Here is a 17732-nt window from a genome sequence, read left to right as displayed (position 1 = left end):
CTATCTCAAAGCTCCTGTGGTTCGCCGGTGCCCATGTATTTCGACAACTGGTAGTGCAGATTGACGGTGCTGCGTTCGCGGTAGGGGTTGGGCCTGGTGCCCGGGAAGCCGAGCGACTTCATGCCCTGCTGCACCGCGGCCATGTTGGAGAAGTCCTGCGGCAGCACCGAGCGCCACCGGGGATCGCCGACCGGCGTGTACTCCCACTCCGTCTGGGGCTCAGCGCCTTTCGGATAGAGCTCGAAGACCGACACCTCGAAAATGCACTTGTCCGGGTTGTAACTGGGATGCGGTCGCGCGCTGTAGCACAGCGCAACCGTCAGGCCCTGACCGATCTGGAAGTTCGGGAAGATCTGCCACGCGGTTCCCGCCTGTCCCAGAACGTCGGACGGAATGGTCGGCCAGATCACGCCGCGGGCCTCGTCGTCGCGGCGCGCCGACGCCAGCCAGTGCTCGAGAACCTTGTCGGCGGGTGTGTCCGCGGGCAATTCGTCGACCAAGCGTTTGGCGGCGTTAACCAGCGTCTCGGTGGTGGAGGTGTTGGTTTCCTCCATCGTGTAGATCTGCATCTCCGCGGTCGAAACCCGGGGATCGGCACCGGTGCCGAGGCGGATCTTGGACTTGGTCGCCGCGAGATCGTCCGGGGCGTCGTAGCCGATGTTGCTGTGTTTGCCCTGCGCCTTGGCCCAGCCCTTGAACTCGCCGAACTTGTTGAACTCCGGGTGGGTGGTGAAGACGTGGTAGGTCTCGTTGAAGGCCTCCATCGCGACTTTCCAGTTGCAGTCGAACGACAGCCATTTGCGCCACTTGTAGCGCATGTTTTCCAGGCCGAAGGGATCGAGGATCTTCGCGGCGGGAAACAGGTAGTCGGCCAGCGGCTCGCAGTCGGGATCCATGTTGATCCACAGCCAGCCACCCCAGGTGTCAACCTTGACCGGACGCAGGTGGGTGTTGTCCGGCGTCAGCGCCTGCTGCCAGTCGTCTTGTTCGCGGATGTGGGTGCACGCGCCGTCCAGGCCGTAGGTCCAGCCGTGAAAGCCGCACACGAACGACTTGCGGGCGCGGCCGCACGCGTTCTTGGCACCCTCGGGGGTGTCGATCAGCCGGCGGCCGCGGTGCATGCAGACGTTGTGGTGGGCCCGAAAGCCTCCGGACTCGTTGGCACCGGTGCGCACCACGATGATCGAGTCGTCGAGGATGTCGTAGGTCAGGTAACTGCCGACCTCGGGCAGCTCCTCGACGCGGCCGACCTGCTGCCAGACCTTGCGCCACAGCTTGTCGCGCTCGGCGCGGGCGTAGTCCTCGGAGATGTACGCCTCGACCCCGATCGTCATCGGCATCGAGAGTTCCTCGGCCGCTTCGGGCTTCGCGCCCTTGGCCAGGTCGGTCATTACATCCTCCTAATCGCCGCACGGAAGGATTCGTCTTTGAGGAACAGCGAGGTGTTGTCGGCGCCGAGGTGGGTCCACCTGAGGTCCAGGCCGCCGTCGACGAGCAGCGTCTGACCGGTGACGTAGCTCGACAGCTCCGAGAGCAGAAACAGGATGGCACCGGCCTGTTCCTCGGGCCGCCCGCGACGGCCCATCGCGATCGCCTGCCGGTCGCGATCGGGATCCTCGTCGACGTAGGTGCGCGAGGCCGCGGTCTCGGTGACGCCGGGCGCCACGGCGTTGACCCGAATTCCCGCCTGCGCCAACTCGACGGCCATGGTGCGCGTCATCGCGGTGATCGCGGCCTTGGCCGTCCCGTAGGCGATGTGGAACGGCGCGGTGTTCATGCCGCTGATCGAGGAGATCGACACGATCGACCCCGGCCGTTGCTGCGCCACGAGTTCGGCCGCGACGGCCTGGCTCATGAAGAATGCCGTTTCGAGATTGTCGGCGAAGATCTTGCGCCAGTCGCCGCGCGACACCCTGGTGGACGGCATCCACGTCGATGGCTCCGCACCGCCGGCGACATTGACCAGCCCGTACAAGTCGCCGTCGGCGCGTCGGGCGTGGTCGATCACCGCGGCGATGCCCTCGTCGGTCGACGCGTCGGCCGCGACGGGCACCACGGGCAGCCCCTGCTGTGCCAGCGGAGCGACGTGCTCGTCGAGGTTTTCCTTCGACCGGCTCACCGCGATCACGGTGGCCCCGGCCCGAGCGGTCATGGCGGTCACGGTCGTCCCGATGCCGCCCCCGCCGGCGCCGGAGACCACCACGACGCGGCCGTGGAGCCCTAGAAGTTCCTCGTGATCGGCCATGACCTGCTTTCCCCTGCCACCGTCGCGTCACGCGTCCGCAGCGGGATCAATTCCTATTTGTCCGGACAAAATATTGCATTCTGTCCTTTGGAGAACACTATTCCGATCTGTGGACTTCGCTGTCAAGGTCGGTTTGGCGCCCATCGGGGGCTATTGTCTGGACTAGGCGGAGTTGATAGCGTCCAGCCCAAACGGCTGACGGAAGGACCTCGGCGAGCATGTCCACCTCACGGGCCATCTCAACGCTGCCCTCGCGGTATGCGCTGTCGCACCCGATCGACATCGCCGAGGGCTGGGAGTTGGAACGGGTCACCGCCCCCAGCCGGCTGTTCGGCGCCAACGGCCTGCGCACCGGCCCGGACGGTCGCATCTACATCGCCCAGGTGACCGGCAGTCAGATCAGCGCCCTCGATCACCGCACCGGCGAACTGGCGACCGCCAGCCCCAAGGGCGGCGACATCGTGGCGCCCGACGACGTCGCCTTCGACGTCGACGGCAACCTGTACGCGACCGAGGTGATGGACGGCCGGGTGAGCGTGCGCGACACCAGCGGTCGGACGCGAGTGCTGCGCGACGACGTGCCGTCGGCCAACGGCATCACCTTTCACCAGGGTCGGTTGTTCATCGGTGAATGCCGCGAGGGTGGGCGGCTGCTGGAATTCGACCTGGCGGGCGGACCGCCGCGGGTGCTCTTGGAGAACGTGCCCTCGCCGAACGCGATGGAGGTCGGCCCCGACGGCCTGTTGTATTTCCCGGTGATGGGCGCCAACGAGATATGGCGCATCGACCCCGACGGCGGCGAACCGCAGTGCGTGGCGGGCAATCTCGGTGTGCCCGACTCGGTCAAGTTCGACGCGCAGGGCCACATCGTGTCGACGCAGGTGGCCAGCGGTCAGGTGCTGCGTATCGATCCGCGCAGCGGCGAACAACGGCTGCTCGCCCAGCTGACTCCGGGCCTGGACAATTGCACCTTCGTCGGCGACCGGCTGTTCGTGTCGAACTTCACCGGCGAGATCACCGAGATATCCTCGGACGGCACAGCGCGATCCGTGCTGGCGGGAGGCCTGAACTGGCCGCTGGACCTGGCGGTGGGCCATGACGGGCGGCTCTACATCGCTGACGGCACCTACTTTTACGCCGTGCTGCCCGACGGGTCCCTGCACACCGCGGGAATGTTGTTCAGCCCCGGCTATCCCGGATTCCTGCGCGGCGTCACGGCCAGCGGGCCCGACGAATTCGTGGTCACCACGTCCGGCGGCCAGGTCGCCCGTTACCGGCCGGAAGCGAGCGAAACCGAGGTGCTGGCAGACGGTTTCGACCAGCTCTATGGCGTCGCGGCGAGCGCGGGCGGCGTGGTGTTCGCGGAGCTGGGCACCGGGCGCGTGCTGTCGCTGCAATCGGGTGGTGTCCAGGTGCTGGCGACCGGGTTGCGCGAGCCGGTGGGTGTCGCGATCGACGCGGACGGGGCGTGTCTGGTGGCCGAGGCCGGAGCCGGCCGGGTGGTCAGGCTGACCGGATCGGAGATCGACACCGTTGTCGCCGATTTGCAACGCCCGCAAGGCATTCTGGTGCGGGGCGGGGCGCTCTACGTCGTCGACGCCGGATCCAAGGAGTTGATCGCGGTGGATCTGGGCACCGACGCGCGGCGGACGATCGCCGCCGGGCTGCCGGTCGGTCCCCCGCCGGGCGTGACACCCAAGCCGCTGCGCGGCATGCCGCCGTTCTCCGGACCGCAGGGCCCGTTCGCGGGCATCGCCGCCGCGGCCGACGGGACGCTGTATATCTCGGCCGACGGCGACGGCAGCGTGCTGGCGTTGCGCCCGGCACCGGGTGGACCGTGATGTCCCAGGCGATCGCGGGCGACCACCGCTACCTGCAGATTGCGCGCACGCTGCGCAAGGAGATCGTCGACGGCGTGTATCCGGTGGGTTCGCAGTTGCCCACCGAACACCAACTGTGCGAGCGCTTTGCGGTGAGCCGCTACACCATCCGTGAGGCGCTGCGCCGGCTGCGCGAGGACAACCTGGTGGCCTCCCGGCCGCGCGCGGGCACCCGGGTGGTTCCCCGTCCTGCGTCGAGTTCCTATGCCCAGGACGCGATGTCGATCGACGACCTGCTGGCTTTCGCGGCCGGCGCGCAGCTGACCATCGAATCCAACGCCATGGTGACGATCGACGACGACCTCGCCGCCCGGACCGGCCTCGAGGTCGGCAGTCAGTGGCTGTCGGTGCGCGGGTACCGGCAGGCCGATGACGCGCCGGTCCCGTTGTGTCGCACGGAGTACTACATCAACCGGAGTTTCGCGGCGGTCGGCCGGCTGCTGCAACGCCACGCCGGCCCGATATTCCCGTTGATCGAGGACCTCTTCGGCGTGAGCGTCGCCCAGTTGCATCAGGAGATCGCCGCCGTCCTGCTGTCCCCGGAGCTGGCCAACGGCCTCGGCGTCGAAGCGGGCACGGCCGCGTTACAGATGCGGCGCACCTACACGACCTCCGACGGTGAGGTGGCCCAGGTGACGATCAACACCCACCTGTCGTCGAGGTTCCGGTACGCGATGACCATGCGTCGCGTGGACGAATAGGCCGCCCGAGATGAGGTCGCGGTGATGGCCCGGACCGCCCAGGATGCGGCCCATGCGGCGGAGGCATACCGGCGGGGGTTGTGGGTGCACACGACGCTGGCCGATGCGCTGCGCACCGCCGTTACGGAGTCTCCACACCGAACTCTACTGGTGGACAGGGATATTCGTCTCGATTGCGCCACGCTGCACGCTCAGGCCAGCGCGCTGGCCGGCTCCATGTTGGCCCGCATACCCACGGGCAGCGTCGTGTCGTTCATGCTGCCGAACTGGCACGAGAGTGCCGTCATCTACCTGGCCGCGACGCTGGCCGGCATGGTGGTGAACCCGATCCTGCCGTCGCTGCGCGACCACGACTTGCGCCATATCCTCCAAGACGCAGGCACAGCAATGGTTTTCGTGCCGCGGCAATACGGTGGACATGACTACGCAGCGATGCTGGAACGCGTGACGGCCGCGATGGACCGGGCGCCGGAGGTGGTCGTGCTACGCGGCGACGCCGGGCCGCACACACCGTATGCGTCCCTGCTGGAGCTGCCGCCGCAGGACGAGGCCCTGCCGGCGCTGAATCCCGACGCCGTGCGGATGATGCTGTACACGTCCGGCACGACTAGCCGTCCGAAAGGCGTCCTGCACACTCATAATTCGATGCACGCACTGATCTGCCAGATCCGCGACCACTGGACGATTGACCCGGGCGACACGTTCCTGGTGCCGTCGCCGGTCGCCCATATCGGCGGCTCGATATACGCCTTCGAATGCCCGTTGCTACTGGGCACCACGGCGGTGCTGATGGACCGGTGGGACCCGGCGGAGGCCGTCGAGCTGATGAACGCCGAGCGGTGTACTCACATGGCGGGAGCCACACCGTTTCTGCAGCAGCTGTTGACGGCCGCCGAGCGCGCCGGCACCCGCCTGCCCGACCTGAAGGTGTTCATCTGCGGTGGCGCGTCGGTGTCGCCGTCGCTGATCCGCCGCGCCGCAGCATATTTCGACCGCGCGGCGGTCACCCGGGTGTACGGCTGCACGGAAGTGCCGGTCGCGACCGTCGGCGCTCCCCACCTGGACGAAGCGGATCACGCGGCGGACACCGACGGCAGGCCGGGAATCGCCGAGATCAAGCTGGTCGCCCACGAGGCCGCGCCCGCCGGCGACGGGGAGATCTGCGTCCGGGGTCCGCAGATGCTGCTGGGTTACCGGCATCCCGACGACGATTCCTTCGATGCCGCAGGCTTTTTCCGCACCGGCGATCTGGGTCGCTGGGTCGATGGCCAGTATCTCGTCGTGACCGGCCGGGCCAAGGACGTCATCATTCGCAGCGGGGAGAACATCTCGGCCAAGGAGGTCGAGGACCTGCTCGCCGACCACCCCGGCATCGCCGAGATCGCGGTCGTCGGGCTGCCCGACGACCGCACCGGGGAGCGGGCCTGTGCGGTGATCGTCCCCGCGGGCGGCCAGGCTCCGGATGTCGCGAACCTGCTCGCCCTGCTGGTGAGCAAGGGCGTCGCCAAATTCAAAGCGCCGGAGCAGGTCGTGATCGCCGCTGCGCTGCCGAAGAACGACGCTGGCAAGATACTCAAGCATCAGATCCGGGCGTCGCTGATACGCAGTGATCGCAAGCGCGACGAAGCCGGGCGCGGCGGGTCGCCGCGCGGAGACTGAGGATGGGTGAGATGCAGGTCGCAATCGTCACGGGAGCAAGCAGCGGTATCGGCCTGGGGTGCGCCACAAAGCTCGCCGAGATGGGCATGGCCGTGGTCGGAACCGGCCGCGATGAGGCGCGACTGGCCGAACTGGCAAGCGCAGTAGGCGATCCGGCTCGCGTCGCGACGCTCGCCGTCGATCTCACCGACGATGACGCGCCGCGCCGCATCGTGGACCTCGCGGTCGGCCGGTGGGGCCACATCGACTTCCTGATCAACAACGCCGGCGTCGGCAGCCCCAAGCCGCTGCACGAAACCGACGACGAAACTCTCGACTACTTCCTGGGTTTGATGCTACGGGCGCCGTTCCGGCTCGCCCGCGACGTGTTGCCGCACATGGCGCCCGGATCGGCGATCATCAACGTGACATCGACCTTCGCGGTCGTCGGCGGCCTGCGGGGCGGCGCTTACTCCGCCGCCAAGGGCGGGCTGACCGCGCTGACCACTCACATCGCCTGCCAGTACGGCGCGTCAGGCATCCGCTGCAACGCCGTCGCGCCCGGGGTCACGGTCACGCCGATGGTCGAGAAGCGCTTGGAGGACGAGCGATTCCGCAAGATCAACACTGAGATGACGCCGCACCAGCGGTTGGGCCGCATCGACGACATCGCCAGCACCGTCGCCTTCCTGTGCTCGCCGGGCGGGAGCTTCATCAACGGCCAGACGATCGTGGTCGACGGCGGCTGGAGTTCGACGAAGTACCTTTCGGAGTTCGCGCTGGAATCGCAGTGGATCCAGCGATGAATCTTTTCGCGTTGCTCGATGCGGCCGCGAGCCGTTTTCCCGATCACGGCGCCGTGTATCTCGGGGAACGGCGCGTGTGCACCTGGGTTGAACTGCGCGACCGGGCCTTACGCCTGGCCGCATCGATCCGGCAACAGCACGATGCCGGCGCGCGGATCGCGATCGCGACCCACAACCGCCCCGAGATCATCGAGTTGATGTTCGCGACCTGGGCCGCCGAGTGCGTCGTCGTCCCGATGAACTACAAGCTGCACCCACGTGAGATGGCGCAGATCCTCGACGACGCGGGAGCGGCACGGGTGTTCGCCTCGTCGGCCATCGGCGCCGAGCTCACGCCACTGACAGCGACGCCGACGGAAATCATTGATTCCGAAGGCTATTCGCAGCGTTTTGGAACTGACCCGTCGGCGCCGCCGGCCACCGACTCATCGGCGCTGGCGTGGCTCTTCTACACCAGCGGCACCACCGGCCGCTCGAAGGGCGCAATGCTGACACACCGCAACCTCACGGCGATGACGGTCGCGCACCTGGCCGACATCGACGCGCCCGACGAGAACTGCAGCCTGGTGCACGCGGCACCGATGTCGCACGGCTCGGGCCTCTACATCCTGCCGTACGTGCTACGCGGCGCCCGCCAAATACTGCCCACCTCAGGTGCATTCGATCCCGACGAATTCCTGGACCTCTGCGAGCATCACCCGGCCGCCAGCGCATTCCTGGCCCCGACGATGGTGCAACGGCTGGTCGCTACGGGCCGCGCCCGTCCGGCCAATCTCACGACGATCGTCTACGGCGGCGGACCCATGTACGTCGAAAGCCTGCGCAAGGCGATCATGGCGTTCGGCCCGATCTTCGCGCAGATCTACGGGCAGGGCGAGTCACCGATGACCATCACCGGGCTACGACTCGCCGATCACGAATCGGACGACGACGCGATCCTGGGTTCGGTCGGTTACGCGCGATCGGGGATGGAGGTCGCGGTGCTGGGCCCCGACGGCCGCCCGGCGCCGCCGGGCGAGATCGGCGAAATCGTTTGCCGCGGAGATGCGGTCATGTCGGGGTATTGGCACAACCCCGAAGCCACCCGCGCCGCACTCAAGGACGGCTGGCTCTACACCGGCGACATGGGTTCGTTCGACGCGCGCGGCTTTCTCACGCTGCGCGACCGGTCGAAGGACGTCGTCATCAGCGGAGGAAGCAACATCTACCCGCGCGAGGTGGAGGAGGTGCTGCTCGAACATCCCGGCGTCGCAGAGGCGTGCGTGGTGGGCACCCCCGACGCCGAGTGGGGTGAGATCGTGGTCGCCTTCATTGTCGGCACGGTCGACCCCGCGGCGCTGGACGCGCATCTGCTGGAGCGCATCGCCCGCTTCAAACGACCCAAGCGTTACGAATTCGTCGACGAACTACCGAAAAACAGCTACGGCAAGGTGCTCAAACGGGAGTTACGGGCCAGCTTGGCCCGGTGAACCGGCCGTCGCCGCGCCGCGAACGCCACAAGGAATCAGGAGGTTGCAATGAAGTGTCGTGCCGCTGTGCTTGAAGGGGTCGGCAGGGACTGGGAGATCCGCGAGGTTGACCTCGATCCGCCCCGCGACGGTGAAGTCATGGTACGGATGGCCGTCGCCGGCATCTGCCACTCCGATGACCACCTTGTCACCGGCGACGTGTTGCCGACGGCCGAGGTGCGAGCCTCCACCGGTATCCCCGAGCCGGACTGGTTCCCGATGCTGGGCGGTCACGAGGGTGCCGGTGTCGTCGAGGAAGTCGGGCCCGGCGTGACGACGGTGCGGCCGGGTGACCACGTGGCGATGTCGTTCATTCCCGCGTGCGGTAATTGCCGATTCTGCGTGAACGGTCAGAGCTACATCTGCGACGCCGGAGCAAGTTTGTTCTCGAGGGAGATGCCCACCGACGGAACCTGCCGCCGGCATCTCGGCGACGAAAACCTCATGGCTTACGGCCAACTCGGCACGTTTGCCGAATATGCGGTGCTGACCGAGAGGTCCGTCATCAAAATCGATGACGCGATCCCGTTCCATGCGGCCTCGCTGGTGTCGTGCGGCGTCAGCACGGGCTGGGGCTCCGCAACGGTCTCCGCGGGCACCGAGCCCGGTGACACGGTCGTCGTCATCGGCACTGGTGGCGTCGGGATGAACGCCCTACAAGGGGCCCGCGCCGCTGGCGCGAAATATGTTGTTGCCGTGGATCCCATTGAATACAAACGAGATTCGGCCAAGATCTTCGGTGCCACGCACAGCGCGGCTGCCGCCGAGGAGGCCATCCCCCTGGTGGCCGACATCACCGCCGGCGTCATGGCCGACCGCGTCATCGTCACCCCCGGCGTGCTGCATGTGGAGCTGATCCCGTTGGCCATGAGGCTGCTTCGCAAGGGAGGGGTCTGCGTGGTCACCGGCATCACCCCCTACACCGAGCCCGTGGTTCCGCTGATCCTGCAGGAGATGGTCCTGTCGGCCAAACAACTGCGGGGAGCGCTGTACGGCGGGATGAATCCGCGCACCAGCGTGCCGATGCTGCTGTCCATGTACCAGGCCGGCGCGGTGAAACTCGACGAGTTGGTCACCCGCCACTACCGGCTCGACCAGATCAACGAGGCGATGACAGACCTGCGGGAAGGGCGCAACATTCGCGGCGTGATCGATTTCGCCGGCGTGTGATCCCAGTCCTCGCGCGATCGGTCAACCGGACTCGAAGTGACTCCGAATCCCGGCCAGCATCTTGACGTGCGCCTTGACCCCTTCGCGGATGGTCACTCCGGCCAGTAGGCGCGGAGCGGTGATCGAAATCCGCTCGGTGACCCGGGTGCCGCCGTCGACGGGCTCGAAACTCACCGTGCCGCGCAGCCGCACCCCGGGCGACTGATCGGCCTCGGTCAGAACGTCGCCGCGCACCGGCACCCGCAGCCGGGCCCGATAGACGGTTCGTATGGTCAACGGCCCCAGCGGAATTCGGTCGACCACGCGATAGGTCTGCTGGTAGCCGTCCGGAATGTCGCTGCGGGACACCGTTTCCACGGACACGATCAGCGGGTGCACCAGCTTGATGTTGGTCAGGTCCACGTAGAAGTCGCGGACGGCGCCGGGCGGCGCGGGCACCTGTTCAGACAGCGTCCGGTCGGCGTGGACGGTCCACCAGCTCATAACAGGAACCTAGCCCGGCGCGGGCGCCGCGCTTACCGTGGACCCACGAACGAGGGAGAAAACATGGGCGCCCAAGGTCAAGTGGTCGAGCGCTACCTGGAATGCCTGGCCGCTCACGACTGGCACGGACTGGCCGACACCATCGCCGAGGAAGGCCTGACCCGGGAGGGGCCGTTCTGCGACGTGGTCGACGGCAAGGCGCGCTACGTCGCCTTTCTGCGCAAGGTGTGCACCGAGCTGGAGGGCCATCGGTTGTACGTGCGGCGGGTCTCGCACGTGGACAACCGGGTGTCCTATGCCGAACTGTCCGAGACATTCGAGATCGACGGCGTCGCGACGACGTGGCCCGAATGCATTCTGTTCGAGCGAGACAACGACGGATTGATCTCTCACGTCAGTGTGTTTTTCAAGCAACGACCCGCCGGCGGCGCATAGCGGTCTATTCCCTCCCCCACGGAATTGACCTAACGTGTCATGGATGGAGGCAGATGCGACTCCGGAGTCGGTGCCGGTCGAGAAATTGCACTCGGGCGACCCGATCACCGATTGTGGTCAGCGGTACATAGTTCTCGAATCGAAAGCGCTCGGCGATAGCTGTGTGGTTCTCGAACTGGAGTCCAGGGTGGACCACCACCTGCAGGTCATCGAGAAGTCATTCCCGGCCGGGTACCAGGTCGACAGGGCGCACCACCGAATTCTCTGACGAGATCCGGTCGCCTTGAATAATGCGCGAGTAGCCGCCCGACGGCTACCGCGCATTCGTGTTTTCCGGCCAAATTCCGTGCAATTCGGTTGACGCCCTTCAGTTCTCGCGCGGCGGCCGGATGTCGTTGGGATCGTTCGGGTCGGGCTCACCGAACCAGCGTGACGGCTCGTGCTCGCCGTACGCGTCGTGCCAGTCCCACCACTCGTAGGGAGCGGTCTGCGGGTAGCCCGGCGGCGAGTCCTCCCAGTTTTCCTGGCGGCCCAACGCGGTCATGTCGAGGAAGCTCCACGTGGTTCCGAGCGCCTCGTCGCCGCGGTTGTTGATGAAGTAGGTGCGGAACACCCGGTCGCCGTCGTGGATGAAGGCGTTGGTGCCGTGCCATTCGTCCACCCCGAACTCGGTGTCGAAGTCATCGGTGATCGTGTACCAGGGCATCCTCCAGTCCATCCGCGCCTTGAGACGCTCGATGTCGGCCTGTGGCGCGCGCGAGGCGAACACCAGCGTGGTGTCGCGGGCGTTCAGGTGGGCCAGGTTGCCGACATGATCGGCGATCATCGAGCAGCCCCGGCACGCGTGGTCGGGCCAGCCGTCGATGTCGGGTCCGTAGAAGGCGCGATAGACGACGAGCTGGCGCCTGCCCTGGAACAGACCCAACAGGTCGACCGTGCCCTCGGGTCCGTCGAACTCGTACCGCTTGTCCACGGCCGTCCACGGCATCCGGCGCCGCATGGCCGCGAGCGCGTCATGGGCCCGGGTGAGTTCCTTCTCCTGCGCCAGCAATTGCTGGTGCGCGCTCGCCCACTGCTGGGCGGACACGATCGGCGGTGTGTTCATCGTTGTGTGCCTTTCGGTCGCGGATGTTCAGGCCAGCGGCGAGAGGCCCGCGGAGGTGAGCAGGTAGGCGTCCCGGCCGGCGGCCTCGCCAGTGGCGATCTCGAGCACCGACTTGCCCACCTGCTCGGCGCTGAGCGCCGGCCCGCTTGCCTGCACGAAGGAGTCGACATCGACGCCTTGGCGGTTGGCGTAGGCCGCAACGGCGGCCGCCCCCAGAGCGGTGGCCGGCGTCAACCGCGGCAGCACGGCGGTGAACCCGATCCCGAGCCCCGCGCGCTGCGCCTCGACGGCGGCATAGCTGGTGATGAACCTGACGGTCGCCTTCGCACCCGCATAGCCGCCCGACAGCGGCGACCCGTTCAGCGCGGCGCCGCTGGACATCACGATCACCGAGCTGCCCGGCGCCAGCGGGCGCGACAGCGCCCGGCGAGCCCAGTGGAACGCCTGCGCGACGTCGGAGTTCCAGTTCTCGCTGAACGTCTCCCAGGTCTGTTCCTGTAGCGGCATCATCGGCGGCGTCGCGCCGGCGCACAACACCAGCGTGCGCGGCCGGTACTCGTCGATCAGCCGTTCGGCCGTCGCCGGATCGGCGGCGTCGGCAACCACCGGCGTGAAGACGTCGCCGAGCTCGGTGCGTACCTCCTCGAGCTGCGATCGGGTGCGTGCCACGCCGACGACGTGCACACCGGCGGCCGCCAACGCGGCGGCGATGGCACGGCCGAATCCGCGGCCGGCTCCGGTCACGATCGCGGTGGTGCCGGCGAGCCCGTCGGCGCGGGTGGTGCTGGGCTGGTTCATGGTCGTCCTCGCTCTCTGACGTGGTCCGCGGCCGTGGCCGCGCCTTCACCAATTCAGATACGACGCGACATCTGGATTCATCGCCCGCGGACCGATGAGTTTCGGGGGCGGGATGTCTCTAAGGGAGTAGGTTCCCTCGCAGCCGAAAGGAGTGGGTCGTGCCGGCGCAGGAGGATTTCGTCGAGCAGGCGGCGCCCTTTCGGGCCGAGCTGATCGCGCATTGCTACCGCATGCTGGGCTCGGTGCACGACGCCGAGGACCTGGTCCAGGAGACCTATCTGCGGGGCTGGCGTGGCTATCCGGCATTCGAGGAACGCGCGGCGTTGAAGACGTGGCTGTATCGGATCGCGACGACCGCCTGCCTGCGGGCGCTGGAGAACCGCGCCCGCCGCGTGCTGCCGATGGGTGTGGGGGACGGCTCGATCGACCCGGATGCGGATCTCGACGCGAAGGGCGGCGCGCACGCCTGGCTGGAGCCCATTCCCGACGCGCTGATGTTCAAGAGCCCCGAAGACGACCTCGCCACCAAGCAGAGCGTGCGGCTGGCTGTGATGACGGCCCTTCAGGAGCTTCCGGCGCGGCAGCGCGCGGTGTTGATCCTGCGCGATGTCGTGCAGTTCAGCGCCGCCGAGGTCGCCGAACTGCTCGAAACCACGCCCGCCGCGGTCAACAGTTCGCTGCAGCGCGCCCGCGCCCACCTCGCCGAACTGTCCCCCAACGCGGAGAGCATGTCCGAGCCCGGCGATGCGCAGCGTCGCGAATTGCTCGACCGGTACTGCGCGGCATTCGAAAACGCGGACATGGCCGCCTTGACGGCGCTGCTGCAAGCCGACGTCAAACTCGAAATGCCGCCGATGCCAGTGTGGTTCACCGGCCGGGACGCCGTGCTGCGGTTCCTTGCCGGACGCGCCCTGGCCGAGCCCGGCGACATTGTGATGGTCCCGACGGCCGCGAATTCCCAACCCGCCGTTGCCGAGTACCGGCGCAGCGCCGACGGGGTGATGCGCGCCCATTCCATTCACGTGCTGACCACCGGCGCTACCGGCGTCGCCGCCATCACCGTCTTCCTCGACCCCGGCTTGTTCAGCACGTTTGGTTTGTCGCCAACCCGGTAACCTTGGTGCAGGGACGTAATCGCACCCTTGCTCTCTAAGGGAGGCCCGACCTGCATCGTCATCGGTGTCGTCGCACGGTTTTACCTTCCCGCCCACGTGTGGACAGGTACTCCACACGCCAGGATCATTAGGCGCGGTAGACGAAGTTGAAGGGTGACGAGTGAAGATTCCCGGCGTTTCCAGCGTCGTCGCTGGTGTGGCTGGCGGAGCCGCGCAAGTCGTGCGGGCCGGTGTGTCCACCGCGGCCGGGGCCGCCGGCGCGCTGCAGACGTTGACCAGTCCGGTCGCGGAGTTGGCCGGTCCGGTGGTTCAGTCGGTGGCTGAAACTACGGGCCGCGCCATCGGGTTGGGCGGCGCCTCCAACGGCTCGCCGGCTCGCACCTTGCCCCCGGTGCGCTGGCAGAGCGGGCACCGCGTGCATCTGGACCTCGACCCGCTGCTGCCGTTCCCGCGGTGGGACGAGTACGCGGCGGTCGTCGAGGAGCCGGTTCGCCGGATTCCCGGCGTGACCAAGGCTCATGTCGAGGGCTCGCTGGGGCGGTTGGTGGTCGAATTCACCGACGACGCGGACGACGGCGCTGTCCTGGACGAGGTGCGCGCGACGGTGTCCTCGATCGCTGCCGACATCACCTGGTCGAAGTCGGAGCCGCAACTGCCTTCCGCGCCGTTCGCCGATCCGGGCAACCCGCTGGCGATTCTGGTGCCGCTCACCGCGGCGGCAATGGATCTCGTCGCGATGGGGGCGGCGGTCACCGGTTGGGTGACCCGGCTGCCCGCCGCGCCGCAGACCACCCGCGCCGCGGCCGCGCTGACCAATCATCAACCGCGCATGGTCTCGATCCTGGAGGCCCGGCTGGGTCGGGTGGGCACCGACATCGCGCTGGCCGCGACGACGGCGGCCGCCCACGGCCTGACCCAGTCGTTCGGCACCCCGATGCTCGACCTGACGCAACGCACCCTGCAGGTCTCCGAGGCGTCGGCGCATCGGCGCGTGTGGCGCGACCGCGAGCCGCAGCTGGCCTCCCCCGACCGGCCGCAGGCTGCGGTGGTCCCGGTCATTTCCTCGGCCAAGTCGGAGGTGCCCCGGCACAGCTGGGCCGCGGCGGCGGCCGGCGAGGCCTCCCACGTCGTGGTCGGCGGAACGATCGACGCCGCGATGGACAAGGCCAAAGGCTCGATGGCCGGGCCGGTGGAAAGCTATGTCGATTCGGCGGCCAACGGCTCGCTGATCGCCGCGGTCAGCGCGCTGGTCGCCGGCGGCGGCACCGAGGACGCGGCTGCCGCCATCGAGGCCGGGGTGCCCCGCGCCGCGCACATGGGTCGCCAGGCGTTCGCCGCGATTCTGGGCCGCGGGCTAGCCAATTCCGGGCAACTGGTGCTCGACCCGGGCGCCCTGCGCCGCCTGGACCGGGTGAAGGTGGTCGTCATCGACGGCGCCGCGCTGCGCGGCGATCATCGCGCGGTCCTGCATGTCCGTGGCGATGCTCCCGGCTGGGACGACGACCGCGTCTATGAGGTGGCCGACGCGCTGCTGCACGGCGAGGAGGCGCCCGAGCCCGACCCGGATGAGTTGCCCGCCACCGGTGCGCGACTGAAATGGGTTCGGACCCAAGGGTCGTCGGCGACGCCCGCGCAGGGGCTGGAGCGCGCCGACCTGATCGTCGACGGCGAATGCGTCGGCAGTGTCGACGTGGGCTGGGAGGTCGACCCCTACGCGATTCCGTTGTTCCAGACCGCGAACCGCACCGGTGCGCGAGTGGTGCTGCGTCATGTCGCGGGCACCGAGGATCTCACCGCCAGCGTCGGTACCACGCATCCGCCCGGCACGCCGCTGCTGAACGTGGTCCGGGAGCTGCGTGCCGATCGCGGGCCCGTGCTGCTGATCACCGCGCTGCATCGGGATTTCGCCTCGACAGACACCCTGGCCGCGCTCGCGATCGCCGACATCGGTGTGGCCCTTGATGATCCGCGTGCCGCGACGGCGTGGACCGCGGACATCATCACGGGCACCGATCTGGCCGACGCGGTGCGCATCCTGTCGGCGATCCCGGTGGCCCGGTCGGCCAGCGAGTCGGCGGTGCACCTGGCCCAGGGCGGGACCACGCTGGCCGGGCTGCTGCTCGTCACCGGCGAGGACGAGGCGAGCACCACCCCGGTGAGCTTTCGGCGCTGGCTCAACCCGGTCAACGCGGCCGCGGCCACTGCCTTGTTGGCGGGAACCCTGTCAGCGACCCGGGTGCTGCGCCTGCCCGACCCCACCCCCCAACCGCTCACCGCCTGGCATGCGTTGGATCCCGAGATCGTCTACTCGCGGCTGGCCGGCGGTTCCCGGCCCCTGGCCGTCGAAACCGAGTCGTCGTGGCGGCGCCGTCTCGACGACCTGTCGTACAGCCCGGCGTTGGCGCCGCTGCGCGGTCCGCTGCACAACGCGGCCAGGCTGGCGTCCGCCACGCGGGCCGAACTCGCCGACCCACTGACCCCGATCCTGGCGGTCGGGGCCGCGGCGTCGGCGATCGTCGGCAGCAACATCGACGCGCTGCTGGTCGCCGGCGTCATGACCGTCAACGCGATAACCGGTGGGGCGCAACGGTTACGGGCCGAGGCCGCGGCCGCCGAGCTGTTCGCCGAGCAGGATCAGTTGGTGCGCCGGGTCGTCGTTCCGGGTGTCGCGACGACCAAACGCCGGTTGGAAGCCGCGCGCCACGCCACCCGCACAGTCACGGTGTCAGCCAAGTCCCTGCGGCCCGGCGACGTCATCGACCTGACCGCACCTGAAGTGGTGCCGGCCGACGCCCGCGTGCTGGTGGCCGAAGACCTCGAAGTCGACGAGTCCCTCCTCACCGGCGAGTCGCTCCCGGTGGACAAGCAGGAGGACCCAGTCGCGGTCAACGACCCCGACCGCGCCAGCATGCTGTTCGAGGGCAGCACCATCGTCGCGGGACGAGCCCGGGGGATCGTCGTGGCCACCGGCGTCGGCACCGCCGCGCACCGCGCGATCTCGGCGGTCGCCGATGTCGAAACGTCGGCCGGCATTCAAGCCCGGCTGCGGGAACTGACCAGCAAGGTGCTGCCGCTGACGCTCGCCGGCGGTGCAACGGTGTCGGCGTTGGCGCTGCTGCGCCGGGCGACGCTGCGCCAGGCGGTGGCCGACGGCGTCGCGATCGCGGTGGCCGCGGTCCCCGAGGGGCTGCCGCTGGTGGCCACCCTCTCCCAGCTCTCGGCCGCCCAGCGGCTGACGGCGCGCGGCGCCCTGGTCCGCGCACCGCGCACCATCGAGGCGCTGGGCCGCGTCGACACCATCTGCTTCGACAAGACCGGCACGCTCACCGAGAACCGGCTGCGCGTGGTGTGCGCGGTGCCCGAGGACGTCGACCCGCACGAGCCCTTCCCGAAACTGACCGCCCCGGAATCGGCCGGCCTGCTGCGGGCCGCCGCGCGCGCGTCCGCTCAGCCGCAGGAAGGCCAGGGGCACGCGCACGCCACCGACGAGGCGATCCTCACCGCGGCGAGTTCGCTGAACGGTCAAAGTGATTCGGACTGGAAGATGGTCGCCGAGGTACCGTTCGAGTCCAGCCGCGGCTTCGCCGCCGCGATCGGCACCGTGGGCCACGACAACGGCCACCCCGCGGACACGCCGGTGCTGGTGCTCAAGGGGGCACCCGAGGTCATCCTGCCGCGCTGCGCCACGGCGAGCACACGCAGGCCCTGTTCGGCCAGGCCGTGCACCACCGCCTCGGCCCGCTCCTGGTCGGCTTTCGGGTCGGCGAACTTGCAGCGCGGCAGGATGACCTCGGGTGCCCCCTTGAGCACCAGCACCGGCGTGTCCGCGGGGTGGCCGTTGTCGTGGC

15 protein-coding genes are annotated in these 17732 nt (G+C 68.4%); 10 read left to right on the top strand and 5 right to left on the bottom strand.

What is annotated here, in order from left to right; all coding sequences use genetic code 11:
• Nucleotides 1-5 precede the first annotated feature (5 nt).
• Entirely contained in the window at nucleotides 6-1391 is a 1386-nt protein-coding gene (locus tag A5708_RS14545; RefSeq protein ID WP_065029298.1) for an aromatic ring-hydroxylating oxygenase subunit alpha, read from the bottom strand.
• The gene (locus tag A5708_RS14540) at nucleotides 1391-2245 is read right to left on the bottom strand and encodes an SDR family NAD(P)-dependent oxidoreductase (RefSeq protein ID WP_065029297.1); all 855 of its coding nucleotides are present in this window, start codon (nucleotides 2243-2245) and stop codon (nucleotides 1391-1393) included. The genes A5708_RS14545 and A5708_RS14540 overlap by 1 nt, the downstream gene beginning before the upstream one ends.
• A 218-nt stretch (nucleotides 2246-2463) precedes the next feature.
• Here A5708_RS14540 and A5708_RS14535 point away from each other — a divergent pair, with 218 nt between their 5' ends.
• The 6 genes from A5708_RS14535 to A5708_RS14510 are packed head-to-tail and all read left to right on the top strand — an operon-like array spanning nucleotide 2464 to nucleotide 9948.
• Nucleotides 2464-4086, top strand: a complete 1623-nt coding sequence (locus A5708_RS14535) for an SMP-30/gluconolactonase/LRE family protein (RefSeq protein WP_065029296.1) — start codon at nucleotides 2464-2466, stop codon at nucleotides 4084-4086.
• Nucleotides 4086-4826: a GntR family transcriptional regulator gene (locus A5708_RS14530; protein ID WP_065029295.1), complete on the top strand. Its 741-nt coding sequence runs from the start codon at nucleotides 4086-4088 to the stop codon at nucleotides 4824-4826. The genes A5708_RS14535 and A5708_RS14530 overlap by 1 nt, the downstream gene beginning before the upstream one ends.
• A gap of 21 nt (nucleotides 4827-4847) precedes the next feature.
• A complete protein-coding gene (locus A5708_RS14525) occupies nucleotides 4848-6485 on the top strand; it encodes an AMP-binding protein (protein WP_065029294.1) in 1638 nt (545 codons plus the stop codon).
• A 2-nt stretch (nucleotides 6486-6487) separates the two neighbouring features.
• Complete coding sequence (locus A5708_RS14520; protein ID WP_065029293.1) at nucleotides 6488-7270, top strand: SDR family NAD(P)-dependent oxidoreductase; 783 nt, start codon at nucleotides 6488-6490, stop codon at nucleotides 7268-7270.
• On the top strand, nucleotides 7267-8739 hold the full coding sequence (locus tag A5708_RS14515) for an acyl-CoA synthetase (RefSeq protein ID WP_196772642.1): 1473 nt from the start codon (nucleotides 7267-7269) through the stop codon (nucleotides 8737-8739). The genes A5708_RS14520 and A5708_RS14515 overlap by 4 nt, the downstream gene beginning before the upstream one ends.
• 48 nt (nucleotides 8740-8787) lie before the next feature.
• Nucleotides 8788-9948 carry an NDMA-dependent alcohol dehydrogenase gene (locus tag A5708_RS14510; protein WP_269199395.1) on the top strand — a complete coding sequence of 387 codons (1161 nt, stop codon included), beginning with the start codon at nucleotides 8788-8790 and terminating at the stop codon, nucleotides 9946-9948.
• Nucleotides 9949-9969: 21 nt separating this feature from the next.
• Here the strand turns inward: A5708_RS14510 and A5708_RS14505 are convergent, their stop codons facing one another.
• Nucleotides 9970-10431: an SRPBCC family protein gene (locus tag A5708_RS14505; RefSeq protein WP_065029290.1), complete on the bottom strand. Its 462-nt coding sequence runs from the start codon at nucleotides 10429-10431 to the stop codon at nucleotides 9970-9972.
• A gap of 63 nt (nucleotides 10432-10494) precedes the next feature.
• Between A5708_RS14505 and A5708_RS14500 the strand changes: the two genes are divergently transcribed.
• Nucleotides 10495-10866: a nuclear transport factor 2 family protein gene (locus A5708_RS14500; RefSeq protein ID WP_065029289.1), complete on the top strand. Its 372-nt coding sequence runs from the start codon at nucleotides 10495-10497 to the stop codon at nucleotides 10864-10866.
• 43 nt (nucleotides 10867-10909) lie between these two features.
• The gene (locus tag A5708_RS14495; RefSeq protein ID WP_007769504.1) at nucleotides 10910-11134 is read left to right on the top strand and encodes a hypothetical protein; all 225 of its coding nucleotides are present in this window, start codon (nucleotides 10910-10912) and stop codon (nucleotides 11132-11134) included.
• A gap of 99 nt (nucleotides 11135-11233) precedes the next feature.
• Here the strand turns inward: A5708_RS14495 and A5708_RS14490 are convergent, their stop codons facing one another.
• Both A5708_RS14490 and A5708_RS14485 read right to left on the bottom strand, forming a co-directional pair.
• On the bottom strand, nucleotides 11234-11971 hold the full coding sequence (locus A5708_RS14490; protein WP_065029288.1) for a DUF899 domain-containing protein: 738 nt from the start codon (nucleotides 11969-11971) through the stop codon (nucleotides 11234-11236).
• A gap of 27 nt (nucleotides 11972-11998) precedes the next feature.
• Nucleotides 11999-12769: an SDR family oxidoreductase gene (locus A5708_RS14485; protein WP_065029287.1), complete on the bottom strand. Its 771-nt coding sequence runs from the start codon at nucleotides 12767-12769 to the stop codon at nucleotides 11999-12001.
• 158 nt (nucleotides 12770-12927) lie between these two features.
• Between A5708_RS14485 and A5708_RS14480 the strand changes: the two genes are divergently transcribed.
• Both A5708_RS14480 and A5708_RS14475 read left to right on the top strand, forming a co-directional pair.
• Entirely contained in the window at nucleotides 12928-13884 is a 957-nt protein-coding gene (locus tag A5708_RS14480) for a sigma-70 family RNA polymerase sigma factor (protein WP_065029286.1), read from the top strand.
• A gap of 160 nt (nucleotides 13885-14044) precedes the next feature.
• Nucleotides 14045-17732: HAD-IC family P-type ATPase (locus tag A5708_RS14475; protein ID WP_231117915.1), on the top strand; the 3688-nt coding region annotated here is incomplete at its 3' end.

It is taken from the genome of Mycobacterium colombiense (assembly GCF_001672755.1).
Taxonomy (GTDB): Bacteria; Actinomycetota; Actinomycetes; order Mycobacteriales; family Mycobacteriaceae; genus Mycobacterium; species Mycobacterium colombiense_C.
The sequence above is the reverse complement of the archived record's forward strand: the minus strand, read 5'-3'. Positions and strand labels throughout refer to the sequence as shown.